The 10,915-nt window shown below is 68.2% G+C and carries 9 protein-coding genes and 1 pseudogene; 4 read left to right on the forward strand and 6 right to left on the reverse strand.

What is annotated here, in order from left to right; all coding sequences use genetic code 11:
• Window positions 1–153: 153 nt before the first annotated feature.
• Together AC07PA_RS32495 and AC07PA_RS32500 are read right to left on the reverse strand one after the other, a co-directional pair.
• The gene (locus tag AC07PA_RS32495; RefSeq protein WP_494610351.1) at window positions 154–1,269 is read right to left on the reverse strand and encodes a PA0069 family radical SAM protein; all 1,116 of its coding nucleotides are present in this window, start codon (window positions 1,267–1,269) and stop codon (window positions 154–156) included.
• Between the two features lie 180 nt (window positions 1,270–1,449).
• On the reverse strand, window positions 1,450–2,349 hold the full coding sequence (locus tag AC07PA_RS32500) for a LysR family transcriptional regulator (protein ID WP_494610350.1): 900 nt from the start codon (window positions 2,347–2,349) through the stop codon (window positions 1,450–1,452).
• A 91-nt stretch (window positions 2,350–2,440) separates the two neighbouring features.
• Here AC07PA_RS32500 and mdlC point away from each other — a divergent pair, with 91 nt between their 5' ends.
• The 4 genes from mdlC (at window position 2,441) to AC07PA_RS32520 (ending at window position 6,179) form a co-directional block, all read left to right on the forward strand.
• Window positions 2,441–4,063, forward strand: coding sequence for a benzoylformate decarboxylase (gene mdlC / locus AC07PA_RS32505; RefSeq protein WP_494610349.1), 1,623 nt, complete (start codon window positions 2,441–2,443; stop codon window positions 4,061–4,063).
• Window positions 4,064–4,138: 75 nt separating this feature from the next.
• Window positions 4,139–5,152: a Bug family tripartite tricarboxylate transporter substrate binding protein gene (locus AC07PA_RS32510; protein ID WP_494610348.1), complete on the forward strand. Its 1,014-nt coding sequence runs from the start codon at window positions 4,139–4,141 to the stop codon at window positions 5,150–5,152.
• A 115-nt stretch (window positions 5,153–5,267) separates the two neighbouring features.
• Window positions 5,268–5,681 carry a nucleoside diphosphate kinase regulator gene (rnk, locus tag AC07PA_RS32515; protein ID WP_494610347.1) on the forward strand — a complete coding sequence of 138 codons (414 nt, stop codon included), beginning with the start codon at window positions 5,268–5,270 and terminating at the stop codon, window positions 5,679–5,681.
• A 90-nt stretch (window positions 5,682–5,771) separates the two neighbouring features.
• Complete coding sequence (locus AC07PA_RS32520; RefSeq protein ID WP_007856421.1) at window positions 5,772–6,179, forward strand: hypothetical protein; 408 nt, start codon at window positions 5,772–5,774, stop codon at window positions 6,177–6,179.
• A 92-nt stretch (window positions 6,180–6,271) separates the two neighbouring features.
• On the opposite strand, the gene AC07PA_RS32525 is transcribed toward AC07PA_RS32520, so the two are convergent.
• From AC07PA_RS32525 to AC07PA_RS32540, 4 genes and pseudogenes are all read right to left on the reverse strand, one after another.
• Window positions 6,272–7,390: an acyltransferase family protein gene (locus AC07PA_RS32525; RefSeq protein WP_494610346.1), complete on the reverse strand. Its 1,119-nt coding sequence runs from the start codon at window positions 7,388–7,390 to the stop codon at window positions 6,272–6,274.
• Between the two features lie 225 nt (window positions 7,391–7,615).
• On the reverse strand, window positions 7,616–8,569 hold the full coding sequence (locus AC07PA_RS32530) for an NAD(P)H-dependent flavin oxidoreductase (RefSeq protein ID WP_494610345.1): 954 nt from the start codon (window positions 8,567–8,569) through the stop codon (window positions 7,616–7,618).
• 103 nt (window positions 8,570–8,672) lie between these two features.
• Window positions 8,673–10,463, reverse strand: a complete 1,791-nt coding sequence (locus AC07PA_RS32535; RefSeq protein ID WP_494610344.1) for an acyl-CoA dehydrogenase — start codon at window positions 10,461–10,463, stop codon at window positions 8,673–8,675.
• A gap of 356 nt (window positions 10,464–10,819) precedes the next feature.
• Window positions 10,820–10,915 (reverse strand): annotated as a pseudogene (locus AC07PA_RS32540) (electron transfer flavoprotein subunit alpha/FixB family protein); the annotation flags it as partial.

Here is a 10,915-nt window from a genome sequence, read left to right on the forward strand (position 1 = left end):
CTTTGGTGACTTTCTCTTGGCGACGCAAGAGAAAGTTACTGCGCCGCCGGGCGCACATCCCGGCCTCCGCCCTCAACCAAAGCACAAAGCACAAAGCAACCAAAGACACCATCACCACGCACCACGCACCGACCGATCAGGCAAGCCAATCGACTAAAACAAACACCCCTGATTACGGGCATACGCAGCCCGGTACTGCGTCAGGTCCAGCTCCGTCCGTACCCGATTGAGCCCCAACCTCCGGCAGGTAGCCGAAAACCGCTGCCGCAGCAGATCAGCCCACAGCCCCGAGCCCTTCATGCGCGTGGCAAAGTCGCTGCCATAGACCTTGCCGGCAGCCCGCTGCGCCGGATCGAGGCTGTGCAGATCCTGCACGCGCGCCAACACACGCGCCGCGCGCTGGGGATAGTGCAGCTCCAGCCACTCGCGGAACAGCGCATTCAGCTCCCACGGCAAGCGCAGCACGGTGTAGAAGGCACTCGTCGCGCCGGCCTCGTGCGCGGCCTGCAGCACCTGCTCCATGTCTTCGGTGATGAAGGGGATCTGCGGCGCCACGCTCACGCCCACGGGGATGCCCGCCTCGGCCAGGGTGCGGATGGTGCGCAGGCGCCGGTGGGGCGCGGCGGCGCGTGGCTCCATGCGGCGCGCCAGGGCGGGGTCGAGCGTGGTGATGGTGACGTACACGGCCGCCAGGCGCTGGGCGGCCAGCGGGGCCAGCAGGTCGAGGTCGCGCTCCACCCCGGCGGACTTGGTGATGATGGAGAACGGGTGGCGCATGTCGCGCATCACCTCGATCAGGCCGCGCGTGAGTTTCAGCTCGCGCTCCACGGGCTGATAGCAGTCGGTGGCCGAGCCGATGTTGATGAGCTGCGGCACATGGCTGGGCCGGCCCAGCTCATCGCGCAGCAGCGCGGCGATGTTGTGCTTGGCGATGATCTGCGTTTCAAAATCGAGCCCCGGCGACATATTGAGGTAGCTGTGCGTGGGCCGCGCGTAGCAGTACACGCAGCCGTGCTCGCAACCCCGGTAGGGGTTGACCGAGAGATCGAAGTAAATGTCCGGCGAGTCGTTGGCGCAGATGGCGCTTTTGGCCGTCTCCAGGTGCACGCGCGTGGCGGGTGGGGCGGGTGCTTCGTCGCCCTCTTCGTCCACAGGGACATCCCAGCCATCGTCCACCGCCTCGCGCGTATCGCGCACAAAGCGGTGCGCCAGCGCCGTGGCCGCGCCCCGGCCGCGCACGGCCTGCAAGGGGATGCGCACGTCCTGCATCACCTGGGGGGCGTTCTCGTCGTCGATGGGTGGGCCGATGGGGTTGGACATGGGGGTACGGATAGCTGGCGGGCGCGCAGTCAGCGTGACGCCAGATACTGTATATTTATACAGTATAGTACCCGATGGATGGCGCGTTGGGTAGCGGTTTACACAGCCACAGGGCCCACACACCGCCGGCTACTCCCGGAACAGCCCCTCGATCACCCCGCGCAGCCACTGGTTGCCCGGGTCGGCCTCGAAGCGCTTGCTCCAGTGCAGCGACACGGTGAAGTCGCGCAGCGGCAGCGCGGGCTCGATGATGGTGTAGCCACCGGCCGCAGCGAAGCCTTGCGCGATGTTGCGCGGCATGACCACGGCCAGGTCGGTTCCGCGCACGATGGAGGGCAGCACCATGAAGTGCTCGGTGGTCAGGCGCAGGCGGTCTTCGAGCTGCAGCAGCGCCAGGATGCGCAGCGTGTCCGAATGCGAGCGCACGGCGACGAATTCGAGTTGCTTCAGATCGTCGAGCAAAGCCGCGCCGCTGCGCCGGCGCCGCGCGAAGGGGTGGCCCTCGCGCAGCAGCACGATGTAGCGGTCGTTGAGCAACTGCACGTGCTGCGTGTCCTTCACCGCGGGCAGGAAGCCGAAGGCGAAGTCGATGCGGCCGCTGTCCAGCAGCGGTGCGATCTGCTCGCGCGGCACGGGCAGGGTTTCGAGCCGCACGCCGGGGGCCTGCTGGCGCAGTGCGAGCATCAGGTCGGGCAGGAAGCGGCCCTCGCCGATGTCGCTCATGTGGATGCGGAACACCTTGCGCGACTGCAGCGGATCGAACAGGGCCGATTCGTTGAGCGCCTGCTCCAGCGTGCCCAGGGCGCTGCGCACGGCGTCGGCCAGGCGGTCGGCCCGGGGGGTGGGCTGAACGCCGCCGCCTGCGCGCACGAAGAGCGGGTCCTTGATCAACAGGCGCAGCCGCGTGAGCGCCTGGCTGGCCGCGGGCTGGGTCAGGTCCATGAGCTCGGCTGCGCGGCTCACGCTGCGCGTGCGGTAGACCGCATCGAACAGGCGCAGCAGGTTGAGGTCGATGTCCTTGATATGCATTGTGCTGATACCACTTAGTCGCTTCATTGTATTGATGGATATTGCCAGGGGGTCGAAGATCGGTGCTTTCCACCCGCACCGTCCCTTCGCCATGCTCCAGGCCACCGCGCCCCGCGCCACCGACGCGCCCTCTGCCACCCACCCGCGCCCCACCGTGCGCGAGGTCGTGCTCGACCTGCTGCGCGGCTTCGGCATCGACACCATCTTCGGCAACCCGGGCTCGACCGAGCTGCCGCTGTTCCTCGATTTCCCGAAAGACTTCCGCTACGTGCTGGGCCTGCAGGAGTCGGTGGTGGTGGGCATGGCCGATGGCTATGCCCAGGCCACGCACAACGCGGCCTTCGTGAACCTGCATTCGGCCGCTGGCGTGGGCCACGCCATGGGCAATATCTTCACGGCGCACAAGAACCGCACGCCCATGCTGATCACGGCAGGGCAGCAGGCGCGCTCGATCCTGCCGTTCGACCCCTTCCTGTTCTCGGGCCAGGCCACGGAGCTGCCCAAGCCCTACGTGAAGTGGAGCGTGGAGCCCGCGCGCGCCGAGGACGTGCCGCTGGCCATTGCCCGCGCCTACTACATCGCCATGCAGCAGCCGCGCGGGCCGGTGCTGGTGTCCATCCCCGCCGACGACTGGGACAAGCCCTGCGAGCCACTGCAGGCCCGCAGCGTGAGCACCGAGACCCGGCCCGAGCCGCACGTGCTGGGCGCCATCGGCGACGCGCTCGACGCAGCCGAGCGCCCGGTCTTCGTGGTCGGTGCCGCAGTCGACCGCGATGGCGCCTGGGACGATGTGCTGGCGCTGGCCGAGCGGCACAACGCCGCCGTGTGGATCGCCCCCATGTCGGGGCGCTGCGGCTTTCCGCAGGACCACCGGCTGTTTGCCGGCGTGCTGCCGGCCATGCGCGAGAAGATCGTGGCGCTGCTCGGCGGGCACGACCTGGTGTTTGCGCTCGGGGCTGCTGCCTTCACCTACCACGTGGAAGGGCACGGCCCGCACGTGCCGCCCGGTGCGCAGCTGGTGCAGCTGATCGAGGACCCGGGCACGGCCGCCTGGACGCCCGAGGGCACCTCGGCCGTGGGTGGTGTGCGCCTGGGCGTACAGGACCTGCTGGCCCGCCCGGCCCCGCGCAAGCGCCCCGCCCCGCCGCTGCGCGCGGTGCGCCCGCGTGCCGAGCCCTCGGCGCTGATGGGCGTGCCCTACGTGATGCAGACACTGGCCGAGGTGCGCGATGCACATTCCATCGTGGTGGAAGAGGCGCCGAGCTCGCGCGCCGCCATGCATGCCCACCTGCCCATCCTGCACAGCGAGACCTTCTACACCATGTGCAGCGGCGGCCTGGGCTACGCCATGCCGGCCGCCGTGGGCGTAGCGCTGGCACGGCCAGAAAGCAAGGTCATCGGCCTGCTGGGCGATGGCTCGGCGATGTACTCCATCCAGGCGCTGTGGAGCGCGGCGCAGCTGCAGCTGCCCATCACCTTCATCATCCTCAAGAACCGGCGCTACGCGGCGCTGCAGGAGTTTGCGCCGACCTTCGGCTTCGGGCCCGAGGACAAGCTCGAAGGCACGGAGCTGCCGGACCTCGATTTTCTGGCGCTGGCCCGCGGCCAGGGCTGCGATGCCGTGCATGTGGACGACGCAGCGCAGCTGCACCAGGTGCTGCGCGATGCACTCGCGCACCCTCGGCCCATCTTGGTGGAGATCGACGTGGCCTGAGCAAAAAGCCCCTATCGCAGCACGCCAACCCAGCAGACCCGGATGACCGGGCGCCCCCGTTTCAGGAGACATGACATGACGCACGACAACCCACAGAACCCTTCCCCATCCCATGGCCGCCGCCTGGCCGGCGCACTCGCCCTGGCGGCACTCGCGGGCAGCGCCCTGCTGTCCACTGGCGTTCACGCGGACACCTACCCCGCCAAGCCCATCAAGGTGATCGTCAACTTCCCGGCGGGCGGCGCGGCCGACCAGATCGCGCGCGCGGTGACGGTGCCGCTGCAGGCGGCGCTGGGCCAGCCCGTGGTGGTGGAGAACCGGGGCGGCGCGGGCGGCAACATTGGTGGCGAGGCCGTGGCCAAGTCGGCGGCCGATGGCTACACGCTGCTCATGAGTTCGGGCGGCATGGTCTCGGTGAATCCGCACATCTACCCCAAGATGCCGTTCGACCCGGTGAAGGACCTGGTGCCCGTGGCCGCCGCGGCGCGCGTGCTGGTGTTCCTGGAGGTGCGGCCCACGCTGCCGGTGAACACCGTCCAGGAGTTTCTGGCCTACCTCAAGGCCAACCCGGGCAAGGTGAGCTTCGGCACGCCGGGCAATGGCAGCTCGCCCCACCTGGCGGCCGAGATGCTCAAGGCCCAGGCCAATGTGTTTGCCGTGCACGTGCCCTACCGCGGTGCTGCGCCCGCCATGCAGGACCTGCTGGGCGGCCAGGTGGACTTCATGTTCGACCCGGGGATCGGCCTGCAGCACGTGAAGGCCAACAAGCTGCGCCTGCTGGCCGTGGGCAGTTCCAAGCGCTCGCCGCTGTTCCCCGACGTGCCCACGCTGGCCGAGGTGGGCTTGAAGGGCTTCGATGCCGATACCTGGTTCGGCTTCTATGCGCCCGCGGGCACCCCGGCCGAGGTGGTGACGCGCCTGAACCGCGAGATCAACAAGGTGCTGGCCACGCCCGCCGTGCAGGAGCGCATCACGGCCCTGGGCGGCGTGCCCGCGCCCATGTCGCCCGCCGACTTCAACGAGCGCGCGAAGATCGACAGCACGCGCTTCGGCGCGCTGATCAAGGCGCGCAACATCAAGGGGGACTGACCGATTCCCCGCGCCGGGCACCAATGCCCGCACGGTGCAGTGCGAGATTGCCGGCAAACCGTGCCAGCCGGCCTATAGTCCCGCGCTTTGCAACCACCACCGAGCGAGGTACCCCATGGCGCGCAAGCCCCAGATCATCCTGTCGTCCCTGGACGTCGACCGCATCGAAGCCCTGCTGGCCGCCATCCCGGCCAGCGTCTTCCCCGGCAAGGCCGATCTGCAGGCCGAGATCGACCGCGCCGAGGTGGTGCCCCCCGAGGAGATCCCGCCGCATGTGGTGACCATGAACTCCACGGTGCAGTTCGCCATCGAGGAAACCGGCAAGGAGTTCTGCCTGACGCTGGTCTACCCGCGCGACATGGACGGCAGCGCCGACCGCCTGTCGATCTTCGCGCCCGTGGGCAGCGCGCTGCTGGGCCTGGCGGTGGGCGACGCCCTGGTCTGGCCCGGCCCCGGCGGCAAGCCGATGACGGTGCGCGTCAAGGCGATCCTGTACCAACCGGAAGCAGCGGGCGAATTGCACAGGTAGCCACTCTCCCGTGGCAATGGCCGTGGCGCAACCGCCGCAAATTGCAACAGGTGTTTGCGTTGTCATGGCTTGCAGCGACAATTGAAGACCATGAGCGCGCCCCCGCAGCTTCCCGATGATCCGAACGCCACGGCTGCGGCCCTGGCGGCTGTGCCGACCGCGTTCGACCCGGACTCCACCACCGCCTTCCAGCAGCGGATGGAGCGCGCGCCCGAATGGTTCTGCTCGTTCCTGGCCGGCAACAGCCGCGAAAAGAGCCGCCTCAAGCGCGAGATCGCGACCATGAAGGGATCGGTCGCCTGGCTCATGAAGCAGCGCCGCGAGGGCAACTGGACCGCCGAGGAGCGCGACCAGCTGCGCGACGTGATGCGCTCGGCCTCGTCGGTCAGCCCCTATTTGTTCATCTGGGTGATCCCCGGCTCGATGCTGCTGCTGCCCTTCATGGCCTGGTTCCTGGACAAGCAGCGCAAGCGGCGCGAGGGCCTGCCGCCGGGTTGACCCCTACGGGAGCCCTTTCTGGCGTCCCGAGACAAGCAGAGTTCGCGCAAACCGGCCTAGGCGCGCAGCGCCTCAGGGGGATGGTCCGAATGCTATGCCCAGTGGCTGCTGACCGCGACCAGCATGCCCGCCCCCACCAGCCCGGCCTGCCAGCGCAGCGCCATGGACCAGGTGGGCACATGGCGTTCCACGCGCTCGTAGAGCTGCCGCCCGGCCATCAGCGACAGGGTGAAGGCCAGCACCATGCCCAGGGCGTTGACCACTGGCGCCGTGGGGAACAGGTGGCCGACGACGGCGTTGACCAGCAGGCACACGGCGAAGTGCACGAGGAAGACCGAGTACGACATCTGGCCCAGCCGGACCAGGGGCGCCACGCCCTGCCACTGGCGCAGTGGTGCCGAGCGCAGGGCGGCCACCAGCAGCACGGCGGCGGCGAGCGCCAGTGCGATGCGGCCTCGGAACTCCAGGGCCAGTGCCACGCCGCCCAGCAGCAGCATCAGGGCCAGCCAGCCGGTGGCGCGGGGCGACTTCACGGCCCAGAAGGCCATCATGCCCAGGCCGTAGGAACCGAAGAAGTACCAGCCCCACATGTCGAGCGCGCTGTCCAGGTTGAACAGGCACAGCGAGGCGGCCGTGAGGGCCACCAGCAGGCCTTGGCCGATCAGCGGCCCGTGGCGCCGGGCCCAGCCACCGGGCAGCGCCCGCACAGCCGCCCAGACCAGCACGCTGAGAGCGAACAGCTGGAAGTCGATGGCCACGTACCAGACACCGGCCGACAGGGCGTCCTCGCCCACGATGTCCTGCAGCAGCAGCGCATTCGCCAGCAGTTGCGCCAGCGTCGGCTCGTCGGGCACGGAGTGGTGGTCCATCCAGGGGCGCACCAGCGCCGACACCAGCACGGCCAGCAGCAGCGCCACCGCATAGGGCACGACCAGGCGCACGAAGCGCCGGGTGATCGCCGCCCCGGCACTGTCGAAGCGTGCCACGCCCTGGGGCGCCAGGCTGGCGGCCGCCAGGTAGCCGCCGAGCACCAGGAAGACCTGCACGGCCATGCGGCCGTAGTCGTAGAGCCAGGCCATCAGCCAGGGCGCCAGCGGCTGGGCGATGTCGGACATCGGGCCGTAGAAGGCCAGGTGGTGGCAGACGATGGCGGCGCACGCCAGCCCTTTGACCATGTCGATCAGGGGTGTGCGAGAGGTGGCGGAGGACATGGAGACGGAAGGAGCGAAATGGAATGACCCGCCCGCCGATGCGGGCAAAAGCCGCTGATTATCGCTTGTTACAGAAATTTGCGCTTTGCCGAGCCTGCGCGGGCACCCGCTGCCAAGCGCCCGCGCAGAAGGGGGTTCGGGCGAACCGGGGTGGCCTAGGACGAGGCACTGGCTGCCCGGACGGGCCGCCGGCAAGGCCCGGTGACCGCTGGCGCAGCCAGGCGATCAGAGCGCCAGGCGCGCGCGGGCGGCCTGGTATTCGCTGCGCAGGCGCGCCACAAGGTCGGCGGTGCTGGTCACGGCGTCGATGGCGCCGATGCCCTGGCCGCAGCCCCAGATGTCCTTCCAGGCCTTCTTGGCGTCGCCGCCGAAGTTCATCTTGCTCGGGTCGGATTCGGGCAGGTTGTCCGGGTCCATGCCGGCGGCACGGATCGAGGGCGCCAGGTAGTTGCCGTGCACGCCGGTGAACAGGTTGCTGTAGACGATGTCGTCGGAGCTGCCGGCAACGATGGCCTGCTTGTACTCGTCGCTCGCACGCGCCTCGTGCGTGGCGATGAAGGCCGAGCCGATGTAGCCGAAGTCGGCGCCCATGGCCTGCGCGGCCAGCACCGCGTCGCCGCTGGCAATGGAGCCGCTGAGCGCGATGGGGCCGTCGAACCACTGGCGGATTTCCTGGATCAGTGCGAACGGGCTCTTCACGCCCGCATGGCCACCGGCACCGGCGGCCACCGCGATCAGGCCGTCGGCGCCCTTCTCGATGGCCTTGTGCGCGAACTTGTTGTTGATGATGTCGTGCAGCACGATGCCGCCCCAGGCGTGCACGGCCTGGTTCACGTCCTCGCGCGCGCCCAGGCTGGTGATGATGATCGGCACCTTGTACTTGGCGCAGACCTGCATGTCGTGCTCCAGGCGGTCATTGCTCTTGTGCACGATCTGGTTGATGGCGAAGGGCGCGGCCGGCTTGTCGGGGTTGGCCTTGTTGTAGGCCGCCAGCGTCTCGGTGATCTCGGCCAGCCATTCGTCGAGCAGTTCGGCAGGGCGGGCGTTGAGCGACGGCATGGAACCCACCACGCCGGCCTTGCACTGCTCGATCACGAGCTTGGGGTTGCTGATGATGAACAGCGGCGAGCCGATGACGGGCAGCGAGAGGTTCTGCAAGGCGGGGGGCAGCTTGGACATGGCAGGTGGGTTCCGGGTTGAAAGGATGGATGGATAAATCAGGTTCTCATGGGGCGCCGGGCGCGCGCGCAATGCGCCGGCCCGGCCTGTCTCCCCCTGGTGCTCAGAATGCGTCGAGCGCCAGCTCGGTCACGCTGTCGGCGCCTTCGACGATGCTGTCGCGCAGGCCCGGTGCCTTGACCAGGATGTGCTCGGCATAGAACTGCGCCGTGGTGATTTTTGCCTGCATGAAGGCGCTGTCCTGTCCCTTGTGCAACAGCGCCTGCGCCACCAGCAGGCTGCGTGCCAGCTGCCAGCCGGCGACCAGGTTGCCTGCCAGCATGAGGTAGGGCACGCTGCCGGCGAACACGGCGTTGGGCGAGGTCTTGGTGCCACCGGCGACGAAGTCCACCACATCCAGGAAGGCCTGGCGCGCGGCCGCGAGGCGCCGCGCCACGGCCTTGGCGGCGGGGCTGCCGTTGGCCAGCAGCTCGGCTTCGGTCTTCTCGATCTGGGCGGCAATGCCCTTGGCGGTCTGGCCGCCGTCGCGCGCGGTCTTGCGGCCCACGAGGTCATTGGCCTGGATGGCGGTTGTGCCTTCGTAGATGGTGAGGATCTTGGCGTCGCGGTAGTACTGCGCGGCGCCGGTTTCCTCGATGAAGCCCATGCCGCCGTGCACCTGCACGCCCAGGCTGGTGACTTCCAGGCTCATCTCGGTGCTGTAGCCCTTGACCAGTGGCACCATGAATTCATAGAACGCGGCGTTCTGCTTGCGCGCCTCGGCATCGGGGTGGTGGTGCGCGGCGTCGTACGCAGCGGCGGCCACGGTGGCCATGGCGCGGCAGCCCTCGGTGTAGGCGCGCATGGTCATGAGCATGCGGCGCACGTCGGGGTGGTGGATGATGGGTGCGCTGGCGGCGATGGAGCCGTCCACGGGGCGGCTTTGCACGCGGTCCTTGGCGTAGCCCACAGCCTTCTGGTAGGCGCGTTCGGCCACGGCGATGCCCTGCACGCCCACGGCGTAGCGCGCGGCGTTCATCATGATGAACATGTACTCGAGGCCCCGATTCTCCTGGCCCACGAGGTAGCCCACGGCACCGCCGTGGTCGCCGAACTGCAGCACGGCCGTGGGGCTGGCCTTGATGCCGAGCTTGTGCTCGATGCTCACGCAGTGCGCATCGTTGCGTGCGCCCAGGCTGCCGTCGGCATTGACCATGAATTTGGGCACGACGAACAGGCTGATGCCCTTGACGCCCTCGGGCGCGCCCTGCACGCGGGCCAGCACCAGGTGCACGATGTTGGCGGCCATGTCGTGTTCGCCATAGGTGATGAAGATCTTGGTGCCGAAGACCTTGTAGCTGCCGTCGGGCTGGGGCTCGGCACGCGTGCGCACCAGGGCCAGGTCGGAGCCGGCCTGGGGTTCGGTGAGGTTCATGGTGCCGGTCCACTCGCCGGTCACCAGCTTCTCAAGGTAGGTGGCCTTGAGCTCGTCGCTGCCGGCCGTGAGAAGCGCCTCGATGGCGCCATCGGTGAGCAGCGGGCACAGCGCGAAGCTCATGTTGGCGCTGTTGCACATCTCGATGCAGGCGGCTCCGATGGTCTTGGGCAGGCCCTGGCCACCGAAATCGGCCGGGTGCTGCAGGCCTTGCCAGCCACCTTCGCCATACTGGCGGAAGGCTTCCATGAAGCCCGGGGTGGTGGTGACCACGCCGTCCTTCCAGCTCGAGGGGTTCTTGTCACCCTCGAAATTCAGCGGAGCCAGCACGCCCTCATTGAACTTGGCGCACTCTTCGAGCACGGCCTGGGCGGTGTCGAGGCCCGCGTCTTCGAAGCCGGGAATCTGTGCGATCTGTTCAATGTTGGCCAGGTGCTCGATGTCGAACAGCATGTCCTTGACCGGGGCGGTGTAACTCATGGGTGTCTCCGAGATATAAGAACCTGTTCAAGATCTTTTTGAAGCCGCGCAAGTCCCTTTTCGGGATGGGATGCTAGGCGCGGGGCGCAGCCGATAGCCCGTGCTATCGGCAAGCGCCGCAACGCCGCAGACCGCCCGAAAAGGCACTTGCCCTCCGGGTTGGAGTGAAATCGGGCGATTGGACACCCCGGCTGCTTGCATGGGCACGAGCCCATGCGGCGCATCCGAAGCATCCACTCATCCCGATTGCACTCCAACGCGGCATCAAAAAGATCTTGAACAGGTTCTAAGAAAAACTCAAAAAAAAGGCACCGCAAGCGATGCCCTTCTGTGGCGGTTGGTGCCGTCAGGCCGCCTTACAGCGCCTTGACCAGTTCCGGCACGGCCGTGAACAGATCCGCCTCCAGCCCATAGTCGGCCACACTGAAGATCGGCGCCTCCGGGTCCTTGTT

The sequence above is a fragment of the Acidovorax sp. GW821-FHT09B03 genome, assembly GCF_059418305.1.

What these genes read in the sequence shown, in the direction of transcription:
- AC07PA_RS32525 (WP_494610346.1), bottom strand. Translation starts at nt 7,390, where the DNA reads ATGTCCTCCGCCACCTCTCGCACACCCCTGATCGACATGGTCAAAGGG.
- AC07PA_RS32535 (WP_494610344.1), bottom strand. Translation starts at nt 10,463, where the DNA reads ATGAGTTACACCGCCCCGGTCAAGGACATGCTGTTCGACATCGAGCAC.
- AC07PA_RS32510 (WP_494610348.1), top strand. Translation starts at nt 4,139, where the DNA reads ATGACGCACGACAACCCACAGAACCCTTCCCCATCCCATGGCCGCCGC.
- rnk (WP_494610347.1), top strand. Translation starts at nt 5,268, where the DNA reads ATGGCGCGCAAGCCCCAGATCATCCTGTCGTCCCTGGACGTCGACCGC.
- AC07PA_RS32495 (WP_494610351.1), bottom strand. Translation starts at nt 1,269, where the DNA reads ATGCAGGACGTGCGCATCCCCTTGCAGGCCGTGCGCGGCCGGGGCGCG.
- AC07PA_RS32530 (WP_494610345.1), bottom strand. Translation starts at nt 8,569, where the DNA reads ATGTCCAAGCTGCCCCCCGCCTTGCAGAACCTCTCGCTGCCCGTCATC.
- AC07PA_RS32500 (WP_494610350.1), bottom strand. Translation starts at nt 2,349, where the DNA reads ATGCATATCAAGGACATCGACCTCAACCTGCTGCGCCTGTTCGATGCG.
- mdlC (WP_494610349.1), top strand. Translation starts at nt 2,441, where the DNA reads ATGCTCCAGGCCACCGCGCCCCGCGCCACCGACGCGCCCTCTGCCACC.
- AC07PA_RS32520 (WP_007856421.1), top strand. Translation starts at nt 5,772, where the DNA reads ATGAGCGCGCCCCCGCAGCTTCCCGATGATCCGAACGCCACGGCTGCG.